Here is a 23,022-nt window from a genome sequence, read left to right as displayed (position 1 = left end):
TTCACAGTTGCACCCCGCAGGGCCTCACCGCCAGAGTCGAAGGTCATGATGGCTGCTCCCGCCCCCGGGACCTTGGACTCTACTGGGGACGGGAAGCCAGCCATAGGCTCGGGAGCATCGAATCACCGGCGACGTGGCGATCCGCCAGCAGCCATCACCCACCCAGGAGACCGAGATCATGGAAACCGATGAACGCCCCGGAACGGTCCTATCCGAAGCCGACTCATGGAAGGTCCTGGAACGTAACCAGCATGGTCGCTTGGCTGTCAGCGTCCTGGGCGAACCGGACATCTACCCACTGAACTTCATCGCCAACAACCAGCGGCTGCTGCTGCGGACAAACCCCGGAACTAAGCTCGCCGAGCTGACAGTGAATGAGAAGGTCGCCTTCGAAGTGGAGGAGATCGTCAACGCCGAAGCATGGAGTGTTGTCCTTAAGGGCACTGCCAGGGTGATCGAGTCGCAGTCGGAGATCGACGAAGCGGACAAGCTGCCCCTGAAGCCGTGGATTCCGACGCGTAAATACACCTACGTGGAGATCACTCCCACCCGGGTCCATGGCCGCCACTTTGAACTCGGTGATGAGCCGGAGCGGTATTGACCCCACGGGCATCCGCTGACGGAACCGACGCAACAGACCGTCCAGGGCCGAGGGCCCTGAGGGCATTGAGAATGGTGGCAAGATCCACCAGCTCCTGCAGCAGCGCCCCGGCGACGGCTGGAATCATGCCCAGCGAGGCCATCACCATCAGGCCGAGGCTCAGCAGTATCCCGGTCCAAATGCTGGTCCGGGCGATTCGAAGGGTACGCTGCCCGATGCCAACCGCCAGCGCGGCCTTGGACAGGTCATCGACCATAATCACCACGTCCGCCGACTCGCTGGCCGCAGTGGCGCCTTTGGCACCCATGGCGATGCCGACGTCGGCCGCTGCCAGTACCGGAGCGTCGTTGACGCCGTCGCCCACCATCATCACGGGCCTGTGCGGAAGCGCGGCTACGGCGGCAACTTTGTCAGCAGGCAGGCATTCGGCCAGGACGTTGCTGATGCCCGCATCCCTGGCGATGTGTTCGGCTGTGGTTGCAGCGTCTCCGGTGAGGAGCATCGTTTCCCCGACCCCGAGACTCCGAAGTTCCGTCAGGGTGTCCTTTGCGTTTGGGCGCAATGGATCGCTCATGATCAGAGTGCCGGCAAACCGACCATCCACGCCGACGTAAATCCCCAGATGGCCTGCGGGCAGGGTGGTCATATCGAAGCCGCTCACCAAGGAACCGACGTAAGCGGGTTTACCTACCACGACGTGGTGGCTTCCGCAGTCGGCCGTGACACCGTTGGTTGCCTGTTCGCTCGCGCCCGTTGCCGGTACCAGCGCCAAGCCGCGCGCTCGGGCTTCTGCCATGACTGACGCCGCCAGGACGTGGGTGGAATACTGCTCGGCGGAGGCGGCCAATTGCAGGAGGGCGTCTTCGGACAGATCTGAGGCGGGGGCCACCCGGATTTCAGCCAAAGAAGGGTTGCCTTGAGTGAGGGTCCCCGTCTTGTCGAAGACGGCGGTCTTGACTCTACTGAGTTGCTCGAGCGTGCCGGCGTTTTTGATGATGATGCCGGCATGTGCGGCCCTGCTGGTCCCCGCGAGGAACGCGACAGGTGCAGCTATCAGCAAAGGGCACGGGGTGGCTACCACCAGCACCTCAGCGAACCGACCCGGGTCCTGGCTGAAGAACCACGCAGCGCCGGCCAGCACCAAGGCGACCAGTGTGAACGGCACCGCATATTTGTCGGCAAGCCGTACCGTCGGAGCGCGGCTTGCCGCGGCTTCCTGAACCAAGGCAACTATTTGGCTGTACTGCGAATCCGCTGCGGTGGCTGTGGCCTCCATACGCACGGCATCGGCCCCGTTGACAGTGCCGCTGAGCAGCAGGTCGCCCTGGGTTCGCTCAGCAGGCAGGCTTTCGCCTGTCAGCGCTGACTCATCAAAGATTCCGACGTCGGAGAGCAAGGTACCGTCCACCGGAACCAACTCTGCGGGCCTGACCAGCAGTACGTCTCCGGGGACCACGGCATCCACCAGGATTTCCTCCACTGGCATTCCGGGCCGTTCGCGGTGCGCGTTCCGCGGGGACCGGTCCAGAAGCGCACGGAGCTCTCTGGTGGCGCGGCCTTGGGCAAATTGTTCCAGCGCTTCGCCGCCTGTCAGCATCAGAACCACGATCAGGGATGCCAAATATTCCCCCACCGCAACTGTTGAGCAAATGGCCATCACGGCCAGGAGGTCTATGCCCCAGCGTCCGCGCAGGAGCCCTTTGATCATGGTGCCGGCCCTGTGGAGTGCAACGCTGAGGGCGAAGATGCTTGCGAGCCCCTGGGCCGCAGGTATTTGTCCGCTGACGGCGAGGATCAGGACGGCGACGAGCACCACCAGGGTTCCAGTCACTAACGGAAAGCGCAGGGCCGAGTTCAGCAGCCGTTGTCTCATGTTCGCGGATCAGTCATGAGGTTTTCGGCTCAGAACCACTTTCAGGGCCCCTGTTTCCGCGGCACGCGAGAACGTGTCATAGGCATCCATGATCTGTTCCAGGCCGAAGTGGTGGGTGGCAAACCTATCAGCAAGGAGCTTATGCTGGGCCACCAGGCGAAGCAGCATCGGGGTGGTGTTGGTGTTGACCAATCCCATGCTGATGTTGATGTTTTGGATCCACAGGTCCTGGAGCGGAAGTTGGACGGGTTTTCCGTGGACCCCAATGTTGGCCACGTGCCCGCCGGGGCGGACCAGGCGCAAGGCCATGTCAAAGGTCTCCGGTATTCCCACGGCTTCCATGGACACGTCCACACCAGCCCCGTCGGTGAGGGCGAGAACGTCCGCAATCCACTCGGGCTTGGTGGGGTTGACCGTGTGCGTGGCTCCGAAGTCACGGGACTTGGCCAGCCGGCTCTCGTCGGGATCTATGGCCACTACCGTGGCTGCACCGTGGAGCCCGGCCGTGGCCATGGCCGCAAGGCCGATGGGTCCAGCCCCTACAATGGCCACGACGTCTCCCGGGGCCACGTGTCCGGCTTGGACTCCGATTTCGAAGGCCGTGGGCAGTATGTCGGAAAGCATCACGGCTTCGTCGTCGGTGACGCCGTGGGGCAGTTTGTGCAGGGAATTTTCTGCATAGGGAACACGGACGAACTCGGCCTGCGTCCCGTCGATGAGGTGGCCGAAGATCCAGCCGGTTCCGGCTTGTCCTTCGTCCCCGAGGCAGTGGGAGAACAGGCCCTTCCTGCAATTTCCGCAGTGTCCGCAGGACTTGATGCAGGAGATGATCACCCTGTCTCCTGGGCGGAGCGCACTGATTGAACTCCCCACATCGGTGACAGTCCCCACCCCTTCGTGCCCCAGGATGCGTCCCGGCTGGACCGCAGGGACGTCCCCTTTGAGGATGTGCAGATCGGTACCGCAAATGGTAGTGGTGTCTATACGCACGATTGCGTCTGTGGGATGCAGGATGACAGGATCCGGCACGTCCGCCCAGGACTTTTCTCCGGGGCCACCGTAAACGAGTGCCTTCATGGTGTTGTTCCGTCCTTGTGATGTCCGTCCACCAGGATGGCCGGACAGGCACAGTTGCTCTGCTCCAGCACGTTCCGGCATTCGTCCGGGGCGTGACGTGCGGCGGCGGCGCTTGGCTGTGTTTTCAGTCCAAACCCGGTTTTCATTCCAAACCCGCCCTGGTGGCGTCGTCGAGCGGACTCCACCACGTCAGCGGCGGGGTCACCTTGAAGCGGCGTCCGGTCAACGAGGTGGGAACGATTCGGACAAAATGGTCTTTTCGCCCGGCCTGCCATGGGAAAAGCAACAGACCGACAGTGTCCAGCACTTCCTGGGTCAGCTTGATGCTCTCTGCTTTTCCCTTGACCACGACGCTCCAGGCGACGCCCGTGTTCGGGTCGACTCCGTCCGCTTCCAGTGCTACAGGCGTGGCGCTGAGGGCGGCGTGGAGCTTACTCCCCTCGCCAGTGCGGAAGACCAGCGTGCCGTGGTCTGCTTTGTAGTTGATGGGAAAGATGTCGGGGTGGTCGTGCGCCCAAACTGCGAGGCGGCCCACTGAGACGCTGCGCAGCAGCTCCCAACACTGCTTGTTGTCCAGGATCTCAGCTTCCGGAACCGTGGGTTTGTTCGTCATGGTTAGACCGTAGGTCTGGTGGTGCCGGGACAACAGGGCACAAAGGCCTACATGCGCCGTAGCCGCTTCAGAGGCGCCAGAGTAGTCTGGCATCAAAGGAGCCCTGCGGCCCCGAGGCAGGATCTCGTACGTTCGTCGAAAGGTACTGGTGAACCCATCCGAAACTCCTGAGCCCCGCAAGCCGAAGCTTGAATCGCGGATTCCGATTGAAGACCTTTTGAAGGACTTCGTTGGGCGCGCCGGGGAGCTTCTACAGGCACAGGAAAGAACGCGGGGTCTGCTCGAAGCAGTTGTGGCCGTCGCGGAGGACTTAAGCCTCGAGGCCGTGCTCGACCGTGTGGTGACCTCCGCCTGCCACTTGCTTCACGCCCGCTATGGGGCCTTGGGCGTCATTGGTGAGGACAACGCGCTCAGCCATTTCATCACCGTCGGGATAGACAGCGAGCAGGCCACCCGGATCGGCCCCCTCCCCACCGGACACGGTGTGCTCGGCCTACTCATCACCGAGCCTGTGCCGCTTCGCCTCCACGATCTGCGCCAACACCCGAAGGCCTACGGATTTCCCCAACACCACCCGCCCATGAAGTCATTCCTCGGAGTTCCTGTACGGGTGAGAGACGTGGTGTTCGGCAACCTCTATCTGACGGAGAAGGACGGTGGCGGGGACTTCACGCCGGAGGACGAGGACCTTGCCGTGGCGTTGGCAGCGGCGGCCGGTGTGGCAATCGAGAACGCCCGGCTGTATGAAGACGCCCGACGGCGGACGTCCTGGCTCGAAGCATGCATGGACGTCACAGGGAGAATGCTCGGTGGTGACCAGGTGGACCGGGCCGAAAATTCAGCGCTGAACTTGATCGCTGCCAGGGCTTTGCGGGAATCGGCATCCCAGCTGGCCTTGATACTGGTCCCGTCCTCTCCGGGAGGCCCGTATGAAGTCGCGGGCACGGCAGGGGAACGCGGAGATGATTTCGCTGGCAAATCACTGCCAATGGATGCCGCCGGAGTCCATGAAGTTGGGCGAGAAGGGAAGCCGCTCTGCCTCGATGACTCCACGGAACTCCTTGGTATTGCCGGGCATGCAGGGCCAGCCAAACTCCTCATCATCGACCTCACCGCCCAAGGAGCCCATCATGGGCTTTTGATCCTGGCACGTGATCCTGGTACAGGAAATTTTTCCAAGACGGATGTGGAGATGGGTGCGGTCTTCGGTTCGCATGTGGCACTCGCGCTGGCACTCGAACGGATTCACAGGCTCCGGGAACAAGTAGTGGTGTTCTCGGACCGCGACAGGATCGCCCGGGACCTCCATGACCTGGTGATCCAAAGGCTTTTCGCCGCGGGGTTGAGTATTCAGAGCCTTCGGCGTTTTACCACTGGCGAGTCTGCTCTGAACAGGATCGACTCCGTCACCGAAGAGCTGGACACCAGCATCCGCGATCTCCGCAACACCATTTATTCGCTTCAGGCCAGTACCCACGAGCGCGAGCCGTTGAGCGGCCGCATCCTTCAGTCGATTCAAGCCGGTGCCAAATCCTTGCCCTACGCGCCGCATCTGACCTTGGCCGGCCCCGTTGACTCCCTCACCGACGAAACCACCATAAAACACCTGCTGGCCGTTCTCACAGAGAGCCTCAGCAATGCGGCGCGTCATTCAGGAGCCACGTCCGTCAATATTTCCGTGGCGGTCCATGAAGGCCGGCTGACACTTGAAGTGGCGGACGATGGATGCGGTTTTAAGGATCCGGCGCCGGGGAACGGCCTAACGAACCAGGCGCGCAGGGCAGCGGAAATGAATGGCACTTATAGCGTCACCAGCGCACCAGGCAAGGGGACGTCGCTAACATGGTCGGTCCCGCTGTCCTGATCCTCAGTGCCGGTTCCCGGCATCCTCTTCGGAAGAATGAGCCATGAAAACCGCCGCCTGGGTTCGGCGTTCGAACCCGAGTTTGGCCAAGAGGGATGAGACGTAGTTCTTGACCGTCTTCTCTGCCAGGAGCATTTCCTCTCCGATCTGGCGGTTGGTCATACCTTGCCCAACGAACTCGAGGACCCGGCGCTCCTGTGGTGTGAGGGACGAGACTCGGGGATCCTGTTTCTTCGGCTCCGTGAGGCCCTGAATGATCCTCGTCTTGACGGCCTCATCGAACAGCGACTCGCCCCTGGCAGCCTTGCGCAGGGCGCCAAGCAAATCCATTCCGCCGATTTCTTTCAGGACGTACCCGGCGGCACCGGCAAGGACGGCGCCGCGGAGGGCTTGTTCGTCGTCGTAGCTGGTGAGTATGAGACAGTTCAGCGAAGGGTCAACTGAACGCACGTCACGGCATACCTCAATTCCCGTCCCGTCGGGCAACCGTGCGTCCAGCACAGCGACGTCCGGGTGCAACGCAGGAATCCGGCGCGTCGCTTCCTCGGCGGACCCGGACATGCCGACCACCACGAAGCCTTCACCTTCCAAGAGTTCTTGGAGCCCCCGACGAACCAATTCGTGGTCGTCGAGTATGAACACGCGGATTGGTTCTCCTGGGGAATCGGTCCTGTGGCCGGATGTTTCTCGGCGATCCATGACTCTCCTGTCCGACGGTCGGTGACCGCATACTCCGGGGCCTGTGCGGGCGGCTCTGCCAAATTCTTGCTGACGGGCGCCTCGGCCACAAGGGTCCAAGGACCCTTCATCAGCACGTGACTTTTGGCCCTGTCCAGAACGGTCCAATGTGCCGACGCTGGAAGAACAAGCCCGCAGAAGCACTCGGCTAAAAGTGCAACGTCGGACATCGAGAAGGAGCCAGCCGTGCCCTGCCTTAAGGATGAAGCATCGTCATGAGCACCAAAAACCCCTCTACGCTCCGCTTTCTTGGCGCAACGGACACCGTTACCGGCTCGCGCTACCTTGTGGACTTCCACGGAACTCGAATCCTTGTGGACTGCGGGCTCTTCCAGGGCTACAAACGGCTGCGCCTGCGGAACCGGCAGCCCTTCCCAGTATCCCCTGCCTCCATTGATGCCGTCCTGCTGACGCACGCCCATCTGGACCATACGGGCTATGTTCCCAAGCTGGTGAAGGATGGTTTCAGAGGTCCTGTCTACGCCACTCACGGGACGAATGAACTGTGCAAACTCCTGTTGCCCGACAGCGGACACCTGCAGGAAGAAGAGTCCAGGTACGCCGATCACCGTGGGTCCTCTATCCACACCCCTGCTTTGCCCCTCTATACAGCGGCCGATGCCGTGAAGTCGCTCAACAGCTTCCACCCCGTTGCGTTCGATGAGCCCCTCGACCTCGGCGGCGGCGTCGAGGCCACGTTCGTACCCGCCGGCCACATTTTGGGAGCAGCCCAGCTTCAGATCCGGGTGGGCGGCAACTCCCTTCATTTCACCGGCGATCTGGGCCGCGACGATGACCCCCTCATGTATCCTCCCCGGCAGCTGGAGGCAGCCGACGTGTTGGTGACGGAGTCCACGTACGGCAACAGGACGCATCCAGCCAGCAGCCCGGAAGCTGAACTCGGCGAGGTGGTTTCCCGGGTGGCCAAGCGGGGAGGAGTCATTCTGATAGCGGCATTCGCCGTTGGCCGGGCCGAAACGCTCATGCTTCAGTTGGCACGGCTTCGCAGAAAAGATGCCATACCTGACATTCCCGTCTATCTCAATAGCCCCATGGCCATAGACGCTTCCTATATGTACCAGAAGCATCCGGACGAACACCGCCTGCGCCCTGATGAATTTAAGGATATGTACGGGGTAGCCGTTATGACCCGGACGGCGGACGATTCCAAGCTCCTGAACCTCAGGGGTGGCCCCATGATTATCATCTCCGCAAGCGGGATGTTGACGGGTGGACGGATTCTGCATCACATCGAGGCGTACGGCAATGACCCCAACAATGCGATTGTCCTGAGCGGATACCAGGCCGCCGGCACCAGGGGTGCAGCGCTGGCGGCAGGTTCGCGTGAACTGAGGGTCTATGGGCAGGACGTCAAGATCAGGGCCGAGGTGGTCCAATTGGAAGGTTTCAGCGCACACGCCGATTCCGATGCCATCCTCCGATGGATGCATTCAGCCGCGCAAGCCCCACGAATGACGTACATCACCCATGGAGAGCCGGATGCATCTGAAGCCCTTCGCCTCCGCATCAAATACGAATTGGGGTGGAAGGCCCGTGTACCGGAATATCAAGAGACCGTCTCCATCGCCACACCGGAATAAGGACTTCCGGCCCTAACCGGTCCTATGAACCCGGTACAAACTGGCAACAAGGCCCCGGCAAAGGTCCGGGGAACTCGTCAACGAAGAACGGGCCCAGCCATGAATGAAGCAATTGTCGTAGGTGTCAACGATTCACCCAGCAGCGAGGCTGCCATGGGATGGGCCATGCATCGAGCAGCCACCTTGAAGCTGCCGGTTCAGCTTGTCCACGCCGTGGATGACCGCTGGGCGTACGATTCTGTGGGGTACAACGAATGGATCCGGGAATCCGGCATCAACTTTCTTGCAGCCGCCAAGGACCGGGCCGCCAAGATGGAACCCACCGTCAAGGTCACCACCGACCTCGTCTCAGGTGGTGCCGGTTACGCTTTGGGCAAGAGGTCCAAAAAGGCCGCCATGGTGGTCATTGGTTCAGGCCATGGCTGGGCTGGCGGTTCCCTGACCGATCGCGCCTTGCAGGTTGCTGCCGTGGCGCGTTGTCCCGTTGCAGTCATCGGTGAGCACGACATGACAAACCGCAAAGGAATTGTGGTCGGAGTGGACGGTTCTGAAGAGTCCACCCAGGCCGTCGCGTTCGCTGCGGCGGAGGCCGACCGTCAGGGCCAGGAGCTGACTGTTCTCCATGCCTTCCTCACGCCGGAACCGTGGGTTACCCGCGGTGTACCCCGCACCAACTACTTTGAGGTCATCACGGAAGAGGAGCGCGTTGTACTGGCCGAAACCGTCGCCGGATTGGCAGACAAGTACCCGGATTTGGTGGTGCACCAGGTCCTCGACACCCACACACGGCCCGCGGAAGCACTGCTCGCGGCCGGGGCCACTGCACAATTGCTGGTGGTTGGCAGCCGCGGACGGGGCGCCTTCAAACGCCTCTTGTTGGGTTCGACGGCGCATGCGGTTCTCACCAAATTGCCGTGTCCCACGATTATCGCGCGCATCAGCCCCGTCAAGCACTCCGACTGAAAGAACCATCACACCCCGAACCCGGGGCACTGAAAGTGCGGACTTGCCAGCCCTCGGGCAAGCCCGCACTTTCGTGTTAAGCACTCATTCATCATTCCTTTTCGGGGGTGTGCACCACAAGAACCGGGCATTGTGCGTGTGCGACGCAGGCCGAACTGACCGATCCCATCAGTAGACCGCCGAAGCCGCCATGGCCGCGCCTGCCGACGACTACCAACTCTGCTCCGCGGCTTGCTTTGATCAGTCCTTGCCGTGGATGGCCCTGTTCCAGATGCGAAATGACGTTGTCAGGCACGTCAATGCCGAATGCCTTTTCGACTGACTCGTTCAGGACTTGTCCGGCCGCTTCCTCAAAACCGGTGATCCCCATGGCAACGTAGCCTTCGAAAACCGGCGGGAAATCCCAATACGCAACGGCCTCAACGGTCGCCCCCAGCGGGACGGCAAGGCGCTGAGCCTCGCGGAGCGCCTCAATGGATGCCTCCGATCCATCCACACCTACAACTACCCTGCCTGGCGATGTGTTCCCTACCATGATGTCCTCCGGCACTCTCTGGTGTTACCGCGCTCTGGCGTTCCTGAACTTATGACGTGCAGTCTTGCCAGAATGGCGTGAACGGCTACCGGGGAACAGGGCCGAAGGTCACAGTGGCGCGGACCTCAGCCAGCCTTATCTGCGGATCGGAGTTGTTCGATGGTCGACCTCAGCGTGCGGATCGTCTCGTCCAGTTCTTCGGTCAGGGCCGCCATCCGCTCCAACGCCGCCGGATCATCCATGAATCGCCTGAGGTTCTGAATGCCCAAACCCGCAGCAAACAAGCGTTGAATCACCAAGTCGTGCAAATCGCGCGCAATGCGTTCCCGGTCCGAGAGCACCACGCTTTGTTGCCGAAGGGCGCTCGCACGGACAAGATCCAAGGCCAACCCTATTCTGCTGCCGAAAAGCGCGCTGGAATCAACATCCGAACGGGTGTATGCGGGAGCCCCGGTACCGCGGGCCAACAGGAGGGCTCCATTGTCCGTTCCACGATGACCCAAAGCCGACACAAGCACAGGGCCCAGCTTCTCCGTCAAGTCAACGCCCAGAACGTGATGAGGGTCCTTCACCACAAGGGATTCGCCGGTTTCGATAACGGATAACACGATCTGCGAACCGGTGAGCTCCTGCCCGGCGTAGAGGCCCTGTACCCCGATCGCCGACCGGCACAGCACTCTTCCGTCTGACGCTGGGACCGCAACGACAGCAAGAATGGATTCCGACGCCCGAAGGGCCGCTTCGGCCACGAGATCAAGGTGACTGGCGCCGTCGTCGAACTCGTTTGTGATCAGCAGGCTACCTAACTCCACACCGGCCTCGAGCCACCGTTGCCTGCGGTGGCTCTCGTCGAACAGCCGGGCGTTCTGGATGGCAACCCCGGCGGCCGCCGCCAAGGCTACAGCCAACTCTTCATCGGCAGCGGTGAAATCCAGCCCGTCCTTCTTTTCCGTCAAATACAGGTTGCCAAAGACGACGTCGCGGACCCGGATGGGTACGCCGAGGAAACTTTTCATGGGGGGATGGTTCCTGGGGAATCCACTCGCCATCGGATGCTGGCCAAGGTCGTGGAGCCGTAAGGGCAGCGGTTCCCGGATCAAGTGGCCCAACACGCCGTGACCAGTTGGCAGATCACCAATTGACCTGATGCCTTCGTCGTCAATCCCCACAGTGACGAAGTGACTAAGTTGCTGATCCTCACCGATGACACCCAAGGCACCATATCTCGCATCCACCAGGGTGCAGGCTGACGTGACCACCCGGTCCAAAACGGCTTCCAAGCTCAGTTTGTCCGCCATGGACATGACCGCATCAAGCAAAGTGTTCATTTGCTCCTGGGCATGAAGCAATTCGTCGGCCCGCTCCACGAATTCGCTAAGGAGCGTATTTACACGCCCCTTCAGTGGGGACCTCCACGGTTGGTCTGCGCCCACAGGTCATGCCTCCCTTGTGCCAAGCGAGAGTACTTCTTTGCCGAGTCTAAGGGACTCCTGTGGATACAAGAACATCTCCCTGCCGGACTCCAGTAAAGGTTTAAACACTCGGTATTTGTCCGGGCTGGTGGTGCCCTGAACAATGGTCTCGCCCAGTCGCCGATAATTCGGACCGATACTCCCGGGCAAAGTCTTAGGTCCCGAAATCCGGAGTGACTTTCGGCCCTGTTTCCTGATTCCGGCACCACACATGCTGGGAGGGAAAGCAGGAGGCACACCATGGCACTTTCGGAGTTCGAGCGGCTCGAACTACAGAAAATATCGCAGGCCCTTCAGGAGGAGGACCCCAGGCTGGCAGCACTGATGAGCGTGGATGATCTGAACCGACGCCGATGGAAGGGCATAAAGCGAGGCTTCCTCGCTGCGCTTGCCGGGCTCGGACTGCTGCTGGTGAGTTACCCAGTGGGCAGTCTGGCACTGGGAGTGCTGGGCTTCCTTGTCATGGGTGCAGGAACGTACTGGGCGACCGTTTTCATAGGTGACCGCCCCCTTCGCGGGAAGCCCCGCCCCCGAACACACACCCACGAGAAGAACAAGGAACAGTCATGAAAGCACTGGTCGTTTACGATTCCGGCTTTGGCAACACCAAGGCGATTGCTGAGGCCATTGCAGCAGGCCTCAGCTCACTCAACGCGAAAGTGTTGCCCGTCGGACAGCTTCGACCCGAAGATATCTCATCAGAGGACCTTTTGGTGGTGGGAAGCCCCATCAACGGGTGGCGCCCAACCCAGAAGACCACCGAGGCTCTATCCCGTCTTGGTAAACATGGACTCTCAGGGGTGGTTGCTGTCGGCTTTGATACGAGGGTCAAGTTGTTCATCCATGGGGATGCGGCCAAGAAGATCACCAAAACCCTGCATGACGCCGGAGCCAGCATTATTGCCAAACCAATGGCCTTCTACGTCAAGGGAACCGAAGGGCCCCTGCTTGATGGAGAGACGTCCCGGGCAACGGCGTGGGGTAAAGAACTCCTGGCAGTTGCCAAAGCCCATGGAAGCCAGAGGAGCGCGTGATGGCAAGCTGGCTTGACCCGAGCAAGATCATTGTAGGCGTAGACGGATCCCAAGCCTCGGTGGAAGCGCTACGCCAAGGACAGCGCATTGCCCTGGCTCTTGACGCACCGCTTGAAGCGTGGGGTTGCTGGGAGATGCCGCTGGGATACGAAGGATATCTTGCGCTGGGAATTGATGGATTCGCCCATGATGCGGAGGATCGACTCAACAAGGCAGTGTTGGAGGCGTTTGGTGCTGAAAAGCCCCGGAACGTCAGTTCCCGACTTGTTCAAAGTTCACCCCGTGCCGGGCTGGTTGAAGGCAGCAAGCATGCGTCGCTTCTTGTAGTAGGCAGGCGCGGTCACGGTGGTTTTGGGGGACTTCTCCTGGGCTCGGTCAGTTCGGCTTGCGTTGCGCACGCGCACTGCCCTGTTCTGGTGGTTCACTCCCCCGAAAAGGGCTCTTGAGTGACTATTGGGCAGATGTCCATCCCGGCAGCTCCAGGCGACCGGCGGCATGGCTCGCTTCTGCCCAAGACGACGGAGCCTTCTTCACCTCCCCAACAGAGCGGTACACGGTTTCGTCACGAGCATTGGTCTCCCCCCAACTCGATGCCGTGGGCGAGGGTACGCCCCAAAGGCTTCCCTTTGACGTCGGAACCCTCAGGCTCCGGGCCACCGCGACGGAGGCAAGCCGTGAAGTGTTCATCGGAATTGCACCCCAAACCGAGGTGGACGCGTACCTTACAGGGGTACACCACACCGAATTGCGTGACGTGAAATTCCAGCCCTTCCGGCCTGTTTACAGGGATGTACCAGGATCATCCACTCCCGCAGTACCCGGCGCCCAGCAGTTCTGGGCAGCATCAGCTTCCGGCCCGGGTGAGCAAGAGCTCACGTGGAACATAGCCCCCGGAAATTGGACGGTGGTGGTGATGAACGCTGATGCCAGCGCCGGGGTCGCCGCGGACCTGCAAGCCGGCTTCCGCTCCGACCTCATCAAACCCGCAGCAATGGGCCTGCTCTTCGTTGGAGTCCTGGCCATCTTGATCGGCGTGCCGCTGTTGGTGTTGGGCGCAGTTGGGCTGGGCCGTGGCGGCGGATCGCCGGGCCAGCCCCCCTCGAGATCTGCGGCAGCACCAGACTCTGCACCGGCGAGCGCCATGAACTCACCGCTTCATTTCACCGGCCAGTTGGACCCCGCACTGTCGCCATGGATGTGGCTGGTGAAATGGTTCCTCGCCATCCCCCATGTCTTTGTGCTGTTTTTCCTTTGGTTCGCGTTCGCTGTCACCAGCATCATTGCCTGGTTCGCCATCCTCTTCACGGGCCGCTACCCGCTATCCCTCTTTCACTTCAACGTTGGCGTCCTCCGTTGGAACTGGCGTGTGGCATTCTATTCCTACGGCGTGGGTGGGACTGATCACTATCCGCCGTTCAGCCTCTCCCGGACGGACTACCCGGCGAATTTGGAGGTGGATTGTCCGGCGCGTGTCTCCCGGGGCCTAGTTCTCGTCAAGTCCTGGTTGCTGCTCATACCGCACCTGCTGATCGTGGGGGCGTTCACAGGAACGGCGACGTGGGCTTGGAGGACCGAGGACGGACCTGCCGGCGTCATCAATGATCGCGGCGGAGGACTGTCCCTACTGGGTCTGCTGGTGATCATTGCCTTGGTAATCCTGTTGTTCACCGGCAGCTATCCGCGCCCCCTGTTCGGGTTCATCATGGGTATTAACAGATGGGTCTACCGTGCGCTCATCTACGGAGCCCTCCTGCGCGACGAGTATCCGCCCTTCCGCCTGGACCAAGGTGCCTACGATCCCGAGCCAATGCAGCCCCCTAATGCTGACGGAAGGGCCGACCTGCCGTGATTGGCGGCCGGCATCGCCGCGGTAGCACCGGCGTCGCGAGGAAACGCACGACGGCGAGTGGTCGCCGTCGCGGTTTTGCAGCCAAGGCGGTGTCCGCTGTGCGGCTTTCGCTAATAGCCGCCGCGAGGACGGCCGCAGACGTTCCGGGATCACTCGGGCCTTTGGGCCCTGTTGGGGACCGGAAAGCGACCGTAGGATCTCGACATGACCGACAAGAACATAGTGCCTGAGGCAGAAGTACTTGAACCTGACGATTGCTGGAGGCTGCTGGGCGAGACCACCATCGGACGGCTCTCCGTTATCGTCAACAGCCACCCTGATATTTTTCCCGTAAATTTCGCGGTGGACAACAAAACGATAGTTTTCAGGACCGGACCGGGAACCAAACAGTGGGCCATGGAGGATGACGCCGTGGTAGCCATCGAGTGCGACTCCGTCAGTGCCGAATTCGGAATTGCGTGGAGTGTGGTTGTGAAAGGCACAGTTGAGGACGCAGGGTCCGAAGGCCCTCGACTTGATGAGATCAGGCGCGCCCTTTTCCCGTGGCAAGGAGTGGGTCAGGACCACCTCTTCAGAATTGTTCCGGCCTCGGTAACCGGGAGACGATTCGACCTTTCAGCGCCGATGTCGCTTCAAACTCCACTCAACGACGCAACACGGGCCGGCTTGGAATAGCGCGGTGCGCCCTTGAAGAATCAGGTGGCACCGCCTCGCACCGGAACAGTCTTGTCAGCAGACCGGCTCGTCAAGAAATTCGGTGACCTGACCGCCGTCGACGACGTCTCCTTCGCCATCGGCCCCGGTGAGACTTACGGCCTCCTTGGCCCGAACGGTGCCGGGAAGGCCACCATCATCAACATGGTTGCCGGTCTGATCCCTGCCGATTCCGGATCAGTTGATGTGGCCGGTATCAGGATGGACCCAGGGAGTGTCGCCGCGAAACGCAACCTGGGGCTGGTCCCCCAAGAGCTCGCTATCTATCCGGATCTGACGGCACGCGAGAACCTGAATTTCTTCGGCCGGCTCCAGGGTCTTGGCCGTAAGGAGTTGTCCTCCAGAGTGGACACGGTTTTGGATCTCCTTGGCCTGACTGAGCGTGCCGGCGAACAAACCAAAAAGTACTCCGGTGGCATGAAGCGTCGTCTGAATATTGGTATCGGTTTGCTCCACCGCCCCGGTCTGCTGATCCTTGACGAACCGACGGTGGGAGTTGACCCACAGTCACGCAACTCAATTCTTGAAGCGGTGGGAAACCTCTCAACGGAGGGCACCGCGGTCCTCTACACCACCCATTACATGGAAGAAGCAGAGCGCCTATGTGACAGGATTGCCATCTTGGACCAAGGCCAGGTCCAGGCTGAAGGAACCAGGGACGAGCTCATTACGCTCACCGGCGGAGTGGACCGTATCAGCCTCGTGGGGACCGGCCGGACCACGGCAGCAGCTCAAGCACTGACGTCGCTCGACGGTGTTCACCGCGTCACTGATTCCGGAGGAACCGAACTGATACTCACCGTCACGGACGGTGCAGCTCTCCTCGCAGGCATAGTAACTACCGCAGCCCGATCAGGAATGACCCTGGCATCGGTATCCGTGACACGTCCGGACCTCGAATCGGTTTTCCTGCATTTGACCGGCAAAGCGCTCAGGGACTGACCGTGCGAGCACTATGGACCATGGTCGGCAATGATCTACGTCAACGGCTGAGGGACAAGTCGGTGCTCATCTTTTCGCTGATCGTCCCCTTGGCATTGATGGGCGTGCTGAGCTTGGCTTTCGGTCGACTGGGTACCGGCAGCGTCGACCTGCAACCAGCCACTGTCATAGCAAGCGTCGAAGACTCCGGCCCACTCGGTGCTGCGTTGCTCGAATCGCTGGCTTCAGTCGAATCCATGAAGGTCACCGTACGTCAGGTGTCATCGGAGGCCGTGGGCCCGGAAACCCGCACTACCGGTGCCGCCTTGGGCATCGTCATCCCGGCCGGCTTCAGTTCAGCCTTGGCTACCGGGCAACCGTCCGCCCTGCAACTTATCGAAGGCAGCGGGTCCGTCCTCGAGACGAGTGTTTTGATCTCAATCGTGACCGGAATCGTGGACCAGTTCACCGCTGCGTCGGTAACGGAGGCAGCGGCGAGACTGGGTGGAGTCCCCCCTGATGCTGCGGCAGGCATTGGACGAATCGCGGTGACCGGCGACCCGATCCTCCATGTCACGGAAGGAATCGCGCCAGCCGGGCAGTTGTCGCTTCGGGCCGGCTTGGTGGCCGGTCAAACGGGCTTGTTTCTATTGTTCACGGTGGGGTTCGGGGTCCTAGGACTACTGGCGGAAAAGGAACAGGGAACACTCGCCAGGATCAGATCCACCGCCGCACCGCAGTGGACCGTCGTCGCCGCCAAAGCTCTTGTCGGTTTCTCGTTGGGAGTCGTCGCAAGTGGCGTGCTGCTTGCCAGCGGCACGCTCCTCTTCGGCGTTAACTTCGGCTCCCCGGCCGTTGTGGGCTTGTTAGTCCTCGGGGCAGCGGCGGCGGCCACCAGCCTAACCTTTGTCGTGGCCAAAATGGTTCGGACAGCAGAACAGGCCAATGTGGCGCAATCCATTGTTGCCATGGTGCTGGGTATCGCGGGAGGCGCCTTCTTCCCCATCCAAGCGTCAGGTTTCATGGCGGTCCTGATGGATTTGAACCCGGTGGGTGCATTCATCCGGGGCCTCGGAATCTCTGCCGGTGGCGGCGGCGTCGCAGAAATCGCCGTGCCTTTGGTGACGATGTGGGGATTCGCGGTTATTTGCGTCATGGTCTCCCTCTTCCTGCCGGACCGCGGAGCCAAGGCATGAAAGCGATCCTGGCCATCGCCGGCGTGGAGGTGCGGCGCTTCCTGCGGGACCGCTCCAACATCTTTTTCGTCTTTACCTTCCCGCTCCTGCTGATTCTGTTATTGGGCACCCAGTTCGGTTCGAGCCGCGCGGAAACCCGGGTTAGCCTCACTGGTGGATCCGGGACGGCGCTTGAGTCCGTTGTGACGGAACAATTGGAAGCCGACGGCCTGCAGGTGGAATCTGTCACCGCCCAAGTGATGCACGAACAGCTGGCGCGCGGAAGGGCCGACGTCGGGCTCGTCATCCGCGACGAAGCCGCCGCCGCGTTCGACGACGGACGCCGTGCGGAGCTGCAGATTCTCACTGCGTCGCAAGCATCAGCCCAAGCAGCACTACAGGAAGTCAGGGGTTCCCTGGGCGCCATCAGCATGCGGCACAGCCAGCTCGCAGCTTTGGAGCAGGCCGGACTGCCGGCCGAGGCAGCGGAGGCTGCCGTGGCGCAGGCGCAGGAAGCTTTCCAGCCACCCCGCGTAGAGATCCTCGACACCGACAACACCGCGCAGGAGTTCCGTGGACTTGGGGTTTTCGAACTCGGAGCGGTGCAGCAGCTGCTGCTGTTCATCTTCCTCAGTTCCCTGACCGGTGCCGCCACGCTGATCCAGGCCCGCCGTTACGGCGTCATCCCGCGTACCATGTCAGCACCCGTATCCAGCGGCCAAACGATTGCCGGGCAGGCAGTGGGAAGATTCGGGATTGCATCAGTCCAAGGTGCGTACATCCTGGTAGGTACGGCCCTGCTCTTCGGCGTTGATTGGGGCAACCTCTGGCTCACGGCAATGGTCTTGATAGCCTTCAGCGCCGTCGCCGCGGCAGCCGCCATGATCATCGGCTCACTGTTGGATCACGACGGCGCCGCAACAGGTATCGGAATAGGTGCAGGTCTCGTGCTGGCTGGCCTGGGAGGCTGCATGGTGCCACCCGAGTTCTTCGCCGAACCCCTTCAGAGCATCTCGTGGCTGACTCCACATCGGTGGGCCTACGACGCCTTGGCCGCCATCCAACGGCGGGACGCTTCCTTCACGGACATACTTCCCGCTCTCGGCGTCCTGGCAGCGATGGCCGCTATTCTCCTTATGTGTGGCGCGTGGCTCCTACGACGCAGCCTCCAAAGGGCGCTATGAGACCAGTTTTGCCCACGGACGCAGAGTCGTTTTTTGATGGATCTCCTCAAGGCCTCGCCATCTGCCGGGCCGTCCTTGCCGTTGTGAGTGGACTCGGTGATTTTCGGGTCAACGTATCCAAGAGCCAGATCGCCCTTCGGCGGCATCGTGGATTCGCCTACTTGTGGCGGCCTGACAAGTACGTCCATTCGAGGGTACCGGCGGTGTTGTCGTTGGCTTTGCCCTACGAGCTCGACTCCCCACGGTTCAAAGAAATCGTTCATCCCGCTCCTTCCGTGTGTATGCATCACTTGGAACTCCACGATCCAAGCATGGTTGATGCCGAGGTGAGGCAGTGGATCAGGGAGGCCTTTGAGGCGGCATAGCGCAGTAACGCCACTCAGTGATGCAACTGCATGCGCTGAAGGACGGTGGCTGATATCTCTTCCACGGACATGGAGGCCGAGTTTACGTACGGAACATTGTTGGCCCGGTACATCTCTTCCGCGTTGCGAAGCTCGTAGGTGCACTGGGTCAAGGACGCATAGTTGCTGTTGGGTCGTCGTTCTTGTCGGATCTGGCTGAGCCTGACGGGCTGGGAGATGAGGCCGAAGCACTTGCGTGCGAACGGCAAAAGGGGTTTAGGCAGGGCCATGGTGTCGAAGTCTTCCTCGACGAGGGGGAAGTTGGCAGCGAGAATTCCATGCTGCAGCGCAAGGTACATGGTCGTTGGGGTTTTGCCGCAGCGTGAAGGGGCAATGAGTATTAGTTCGGCGCGTTCCAGCGCCCGGAGCGACTGACCGTCGTCGTGCTCTATTGCGTACTCAACAGCTGCCATGCGGGACTGGTACCGCACCGCGTCACCGAGCCCATGGGCCTGTCCGGGCTGTCCGCTCGCGGACGCGCCCAGTGCTGTCTCGAGTTGGCCGATGTGTGTGCCGAACAGATCGAAGAAGAGGCCCCGGCTTTGGGCCAGCACGGCACGGATGTCCTGGCCAACCGCCGTTGAAAAGATGATAGGCCGAGGCCCCGAGCCGGCCATCCTGTCGATCGTTGCCACCACCTCGCGCGCCTGCTCGACGGTGGTGATGAACGGGATGGTTTTTCGCTCCAGCCGCTGGCCCGGGAACTGGCTCAATAGCGTGTTTCCCAGTGTTTCGGCGGTGATGCCGGTGCTGTCCGAGAGGAAGAACACCGTGGGGTTGGACGCGTGGTCCTCCCCCACGGTGTTTCTTTGCAGATCCTCCATTTAGACGGTGGTCTCGCTGCTGGTTCGTGCCAGGCGAAGCCAGGTTTCGGTAACGGCGTCGGGGTTCAGCGAAATGGAGCTAATACCCTGATCCAGCAGCCACTCGGCGAAGTCCGGGTGGTCGCTGGGTCCCTGCCCGCAGATGCCAACGTATTTGCCCCGGGCGCGGCAGGCAGTGATGGCCATTTCCAGAAGCTTGGTGACTGCGGGGTTGCGCTCATCAAAGCCTTCAGCGACCAGCGCGGAGTCCCGGTCCAGCCCGAGTGTGAGCTGGGTCAGGTCGTTGGAGCCGATCGAGAAACCGTCGAAGTACTCCAGGAATTCATCAGCCAGGAGGGCATTGGCCGGAAGTTCGCACATCATCACGATCTCCAGCCCGTTCACACCTCGGCTGAGCCCGTTGCCAGCGAGGAGCTCGGACACACCTCGGGCTTCGTCCAAAGTACGCACAAACGGGACCATGAGCTTGATGTTGGTCAGGCCCATGTCGTTGCGGACGTATTTTAGGGCTTCGCACTCGAGTTCGAAGGCCTGCCGGAAGGACTCGGACAGGTACCGGGATGCGCCCCGGTACCCGATCATCGGGTTCTCCTCTTCGGGTTCGAACGCCGGCCCGCCCAAAAGGTTGGCGTACTCGTTGGACTTGAAGTCGGAAAGCCGGATGATGACCGGTTCCGGAGCAAAGGCAGCCGCGATGGTGGCGATGCCTTCGGCAAGGCGCTGCACATAGTAGTCGCGGGGCCCGGCATAAGCGACCGTCTTTTCCTGGATCTGGCGCACCGTGAAGTCATCGAGTGTTGCCGGGCGCTCGATTTCGCCTGCAACAGCCAGTAGCGCGTTCGGGTGGATCCCGATCTGGCGGTTGATGATGAATTCGAGCCGGGCCAAGCCAACCCCGTGGTGTGGGAGGCGGGCGAAGCTGAAGGCCTGCTCCGGTGTGCCGACGTTCATCATGATCTTCACCGGCGCTTCGGGCATGGTGTCCAGGCTGGTTTCATGCAGGGTGTAGTCCAGCAGGCCTTCGTACACCAACCCGGCTTCGCCTTCGGCGCAGGATACCGTCACTGGGGTTCCGTCCTTCAGGATCTGGGATGCGTAACCGGTCCCCACGACAGCGGGGATGCCAAGTTCACGGGCGATGATGGCAGCATGGCACGTCCGCCCGCCACGATCCGTGACAATCGCGGCAGCCTTCTTCATGATTGGTTCCCAATCGGGGTCAGTCATGTTCGCTACCAGGACGTCGCCCTCCTGGAAGGACGCCATCTGATCAATCGAGCTCAGCACCCGGACCTGGCCGGCACCAATCCGCTGACCAATGGCCCGGCCCTCCACCAGAACCGTTGAGCGTTCGGTGAGGGTGTACCGGGACGTCGTCCCGGCAGCCTTGCGGGACTCCACCGTTTCCGGTCGGGCCTGAAGGATATAGAGTTCCCCGTTGGCTCCGTCCTTGCCCCACTCGATGTCCATGGGCCGCCCGTAATGCGCTTCGATGGCAAGTGCGTGGCGGGCCAAGAGTTCCACCTCGGCATCCGTCAGGCTGAAGCGGCTCCGCAGATCCCGCGGCACAGGTACAAAGTCCACAGTCTTTCCGACCTCCCCCGAGTCGGTGTAGACCATCTGCACAGCCTTCTCCCCCAGGCCCCGCTTCAGCACAGCCGACCGACCCGCCGCAAGGGCAGGCTTGTACACATAGAACTCATCCGGATTCACCGCACCCTGGACCACCGCTTCGCCAAGTCCGTACGAGGAAGTGATGAAGACGGCGTCGTTGAACCCAGTCTCAGTATCCATCGTGAACATCACCCCCGAGGCGCCAATGTCCGAGCGGACCATGCGCTGGATTCCGGCCGAGAGTGCCACCTCCGAGTGGGTGAACCCGTGGTGGACGCGGTAGGCAATGGCCCGGTCGTTGTACAGCGACGCGAAAACGTCCTTAATGGCGACCAGGATATTCTCCACGCCACGGATATTGAGGAAGGTCTCCTGCTGGCCGGCAAACGATGCATCCGGCAAGTCCTCGGCTGTGGCACTTGAGCGCACCGCCCACGAAACATCCCCACCGTGCTCCGCGGTCAAGCGATCAAACGCGGTGCGGATGCCCGTCTCGAAAGCGGAAGGGAAAGGCGTCTGCCGGATCAGGTCGCGGATCTTCTGCCCTACCCGCCCCAACGCGACGACGTCGTCGCTGTCAAGACCCTCCAGGATGCTTTCGATGCGGGCATCCAGGCCTGATTCGCTCAGAAACCGGCGATACGCATCGGCCGTCGTAGCGAAACCGTCCGGAACCTTGACGCCGGCGGAAGCGAGGTTGCGTACCATCTCGCCAAGGGATGCGTTCTTGCCTCCGACTTGGTCGAGGTCGGACAGGCCAAGCTCAGAAAACCAGAGAACATCAGTCATAGGTCGTGCTCCTTAGTTGACACACGCGTCGTTGCGTGAATGTCGATATGGAAAGGCTCGCTGCTTTATGACCGACCCTGCAAATGGATGTGACAAGGACAACACAGAATGCATGTAATGAAAGGTCATTGAACGCGCCCTACGCCAAAACCAGCACCCCCGGTTCCCACAACTACGTCCAGTCACTGAGTGGCAAAGAGCTGAGTGGCAAAGACTCACCCGCTCAACAGCGGTCAGTCGATCAGCGCGACGCCAAACTCAGCGACGACGGCCCGCAACTCCCTGAGGTAATGCTGCGCTTGGTCGGTGAGAGGAATCGCAGCGTGGCCGATCCAGCCGATCTCGATGCGTTCGTCAACATCCAGCGGGATGGCGACGATTTCCGGGTCGAGCTGCCCGCTGATGATGCCCGTCGAGATCGTGTAGCCGTGGAGCCCGATCATGAGGTTGAAGATCGTGGCACGGTCAGAGACCCGGATCTCCTGCTTGCTGGACAAGGTGGAGAGAATCTCCTCGGCGAAGTAGAAGGAGTTGTTCGCACCTTGGTCGAAGGTCAGCCGCGGCAAGCCGGCGAGATCATCGAGAGTCGCACGCTTCTTTGAGGCGAGCGGGTTTTTCCGTGAAATGAAGATATGCGGATCGGCAAGGAAGAGCGGTGTGAACGCGAGCCCGGATTCCCGGAGCAGCTTGTCGATGACCTTCCGGTTGAAATCGTTCCGGTAAAGGATGCCTATCTCGCTGCGGAGCGTCCGGACATCCTCAATAATGTCCCAGGTACGGGACTCACGCAGGGAAAACTCGTATTCAGCCACATCGGAGGCCTTGACCATCCGGACGAAGGCGTCCACCGCGAACGAGTAGTGCTGCGTCGACACCCCGAGCAGACGTCGCCGCGGTGGCCTACCAAGGTAGCGCTGCTCGAGGAGAGCGAACTGCTCGACGACCTGCCTCGCGTAGCCCAGGAACTCCACCCCGTCGGCGGTGAGCGTGACTCCGCGGGCGGAGCGGACCAGGAGCTCACGGCCCACCCGGGCCTCGAGGTCCTTCATCGCTGCTGACATGGTCGGCTGCGCTACATAAAGAAGATCTGCAGCCGCGGAGATCGAACCCTCGGCTGCAACTTCAATGAAATAGCGGAGTTGCTGCAGGGTCAGTCCGCTCGAGAGTTGGGGCATAG

At 61.3% G+C, this 23,022-nt stretch carries 22 protein-coding genes; 13 read left to right on the top strand and 9 right to left on the bottom strand.

Going from position 1 to position 23,022, the window contains the following annotated elements:
* Nucleotides 1–178: 178 nt before the first annotated feature.
* The gene (locus ACZ5J0_RS08820; RefSeq protein ID WP_464094707.1) at nucleotides 179–601 is read left to right on the top strand and encodes a pyridoxamine 5'-phosphate oxidase family protein; all 423 of its coding nucleotides are present in this window, start codon (nucleotides 179–181) and stop codon (nucleotides 599–601) included.
* Here the strand turns inward: ACZ5J0_RS08820 and ACZ5J0_RS08815 are convergent.
* From ACZ5J0_RS08815 to ACZ5J0_RS08805, 3 genes are all read right to left on the bottom strand, one after another.
* Nucleotides 540–2,474 (bottom strand): heavy metal translocating P-type ATPase, encoded by a 1,935-nt coding sequence (locus ACZ5J0_RS08815; RefSeq protein WP_464094608.1) that lies wholly within the window; start codon nucleotides 2,472–2,474, stop codon nucleotides 540–542. The genes ACZ5J0_RS08820 and ACZ5J0_RS08815 overlap by 62 nt on opposite strands.
* 9 nt (nucleotides 2,475–2,483) lie before the next feature.
* Nucleotides 2,484–3,551, bottom strand: coding sequence for a zinc-dependent alcohol dehydrogenase family protein (locus tag ACZ5J0_RS08810; protein ID WP_464094607.1), 1,068 nt, complete (start codon nucleotides 3,549–3,551; stop codon nucleotides 2,484–2,486).
* Between the two features lie 142 nt (nucleotides 3,552–3,693).
* A complete protein-coding gene (locus tag ACZ5J0_RS08805) occupies nucleotides 3,694–4,164 on the bottom strand; it encodes a pyridoxamine 5'-phosphate oxidase family protein (RefSeq protein ID WP_223942491.1) in 471 nt (156 codons plus the stop codon).
* 148 nt (nucleotides 4,165–4,312) lie between these two features.
* Between ACZ5J0_RS08805 and ACZ5J0_RS08800 the strand changes: the two genes are divergently transcribed.
* Nucleotides 4,313–6,028 carry a sensor histidine kinase gene (locus ACZ5J0_RS08800; RefSeq protein ID WP_464094606.1) on the top strand — a complete coding sequence of 572 codons (1,716 nt, stop codon included), beginning with the start codon at nucleotides 4,313–4,315 and terminating at the stop codon, nucleotides 6,026–6,028.
* Between the two features lie 3 nt (nucleotides 6,029–6,031).
* Here ACZ5J0_RS08800 and ACZ5J0_RS08795 read toward each other — a convergent pair whose 3' ends face one another.
* Nucleotides 6,032–6,727 carry a response regulator gene (locus ACZ5J0_RS08795; protein WP_142939388.1) on the bottom strand — a complete coding sequence of 232 codons (696 nt, stop codon included), beginning with the start codon at nucleotides 6,725–6,727 and terminating at the stop codon, nucleotides 6,032–6,034.
* A 254-nt stretch (nucleotides 6,728–6,981) separates the two neighbouring features.
* On the opposite strand from ACZ5J0_RS08795, the gene ACZ5J0_RS08790 reads away from it, so the two are divergent.
* The gene (locus ACZ5J0_RS08790) at nucleotides 6,982–8,367 is read left to right on the top strand and encodes an MBL fold metallo-hydrolase RNA specificity domain-containing protein (RefSeq protein ID WP_464094605.1); all 1,386 of its coding nucleotides are present in this window, start codon (nucleotides 6,982–6,984) and stop codon (nucleotides 8,365–8,367) included.
* A 99-nt stretch (nucleotides 8,368–8,466) separates the two neighbouring features.
* Nucleotides 8,467–9,330 carry a universal stress protein gene (locus ACZ5J0_RS08785; protein ID WP_166842064.1) on the top strand — a complete coding sequence of 288 codons (864 nt, stop codon included), beginning with the start codon at nucleotides 8,467–8,469 and terminating at the stop codon, nucleotides 9,328–9,330.
* 91 nt (nucleotides 9,331–9,421) lie between these two features.
* Here the strand turns inward: ACZ5J0_RS08785 and ACZ5J0_RS08780 are convergent, their stop codons facing one another.
* Together ACZ5J0_RS08780 and ACZ5J0_RS08775 are read right to left on the bottom strand one after the other, a co-directional pair.
* Nucleotides 9,422–9,865 (bottom strand): universal stress protein, encoded by a 444-nt coding sequence (locus tag ACZ5J0_RS08780; protein ID WP_166842063.1) that lies wholly within the window; start codon nucleotides 9,863–9,865, stop codon nucleotides 9,422–9,424.
* A 125-nt stretch (nucleotides 9,866–9,990) separates the two neighbouring features.
* Nucleotides 9,991–11,193, bottom strand: coding sequence for a GAF domain-containing protein (locus ACZ5J0_RS08775; RefSeq protein WP_308196346.1), 1,203 nt, complete (start codon nucleotides 11,191–11,193; stop codon nucleotides 9,991–9,993).
* A 384-nt stretch (nucleotides 11,194–11,577) separates the two neighbouring features.
* Between ACZ5J0_RS08775 and ACZ5J0_RS08770 the strand changes: the two genes are divergently transcribed.
* The 9 genes from ACZ5J0_RS08770 (at nucleotide 11,578) to ACZ5J0_RS08730 (ending at nucleotide 18,579) form a co-directional block, all read left to right on the top strand.
* Nucleotides 11,578–11,907, top strand: a complete 330-nt coding sequence (locus ACZ5J0_RS08770; protein ID WP_142939393.1) for a DUF3040 domain-containing protein — start codon at nucleotides 11,578–11,580, stop codon at nucleotides 11,905–11,907.
* A complete protein-coding gene (locus tag ACZ5J0_RS08765; RefSeq protein ID WP_142939394.1) occupies nucleotides 11,904–12,371 on the top strand; it encodes a flavodoxin family protein in 468 nt (155 codons plus the stop codon). The genes ACZ5J0_RS08770 and ACZ5J0_RS08765 overlap by 4 nt, the downstream gene beginning before the upstream one ends.
* A complete protein-coding gene (locus ACZ5J0_RS08760; RefSeq protein ID WP_142939395.1) occupies nucleotides 12,371–12,817 on the top strand; it encodes a universal stress protein in 447 nt (148 codons plus the stop codon). The genes ACZ5J0_RS08765 and ACZ5J0_RS08760 overlap by 1 nt, the downstream gene beginning before the upstream one ends.
* Nucleotides 12,814–14,220 (top strand): DUF4389 domain-containing protein, encoded by a 1,407-nt coding sequence (locus ACZ5J0_RS08755; RefSeq protein ID WP_464094604.1) that lies wholly within the window; start codon nucleotides 12,814–12,816, stop codon nucleotides 14,218–14,220. Before ACZ5J0_RS08760 ends, ACZ5J0_RS08755 begins: the two co-directional genes overlap by 4 nt.
* A 204-nt stretch (nucleotides 14,221–14,424) precedes the next feature.
* On the top strand, nucleotides 14,425–14,895 hold the full coding sequence (locus ACZ5J0_RS08750) for a pyridoxamine 5'-phosphate oxidase family protein (protein WP_464094603.1): 471 nt from the start codon (nucleotides 14,425–14,427) through the stop codon (nucleotides 14,893–14,895).
* 24 nt (nucleotides 14,896–14,919) lie between these two features.
* Nucleotides 14,920–15,876: an ABC transporter ATP-binding protein gene (locus ACZ5J0_RS08745; RefSeq protein ID WP_464094602.1), complete on the top strand. Its 957-nt coding sequence runs from the start codon at nucleotides 14,920–14,922 to the stop codon at nucleotides 15,874–15,876.
* Between the two features lie 20 nt (nucleotides 15,877–15,896).
* Complete coding sequence (locus ACZ5J0_RS08740) at nucleotides 15,897–17,051, top strand: ABC transporter permease (protein WP_223942482.1); 1,155 nt, start codon at nucleotides 15,897–15,899, stop codon at nucleotides 17,049–17,051.
* Nucleotides 17,048–18,214 (top strand): ABC transporter permease, encoded by a 1,167-nt coding sequence (locus ACZ5J0_RS08735; RefSeq protein ID WP_464094601.1) that lies wholly within the window; start codon nucleotides 17,048–17,050, stop codon nucleotides 18,212–18,214. Before ACZ5J0_RS08740 ends, ACZ5J0_RS08735 begins: the two co-directional genes overlap by 4 nt.
* A gap of 8 nt (nucleotides 18,215–18,222) precedes the next feature.
* A complete protein-coding gene (locus ACZ5J0_RS08730) occupies nucleotides 18,223–18,579 on the top strand; it encodes a DUF5655 domain-containing protein (RefSeq protein ID WP_464094600.1) in 357 nt (118 codons plus the stop codon).
* 14 nt (nucleotides 18,580–18,593) lie between these two features.
* Here the strand turns inward: ACZ5J0_RS08730 and ACZ5J0_RS08725 are convergent, their stop codons facing one another.
* From ACZ5J0_RS08725 to ACZ5J0_RS08715, 3 genes are all read right to left on the bottom strand, one after another.
* Entirely contained in the window at nucleotides 18,594–19,442 is an 849-nt protein-coding gene (locus tag ACZ5J0_RS08725) for a pyruvate, water dikinase regulatory protein (protein ID WP_464094599.1), read from the bottom strand.
* On the bottom strand, nucleotides 19,443–21,845 hold the full coding sequence (gene ppsA / locus ACZ5J0_RS08720) for a phosphoenolpyruvate synthase (RefSeq protein WP_464094598.1): 2,403 nt from the start codon (nucleotides 21,843–21,845) through the stop codon (nucleotides 19,443–19,445).
* A gap of 233 nt (nucleotides 21,846–22,078) precedes the next feature.
* Nucleotides 22,079–23,020, bottom strand: coding sequence for a LysR family transcriptional regulator (locus tag ACZ5J0_RS08715; protein WP_166842038.1), 942 nt, complete (start codon nucleotides 23,018–23,020; stop codon nucleotides 22,079–22,081).
* Nucleotides 23,021–23,022: the final 2 nt, after the last annotated feature.

The sequence above is a fragment of the Arthrobacter sp. DualSoilB13 genome (assembly GCF_055389195.1).
The sequence above is the reverse complement of the archived record's forward strand: the minus strand, read 5'-3'. Positions and strand labels throughout refer to the sequence as shown.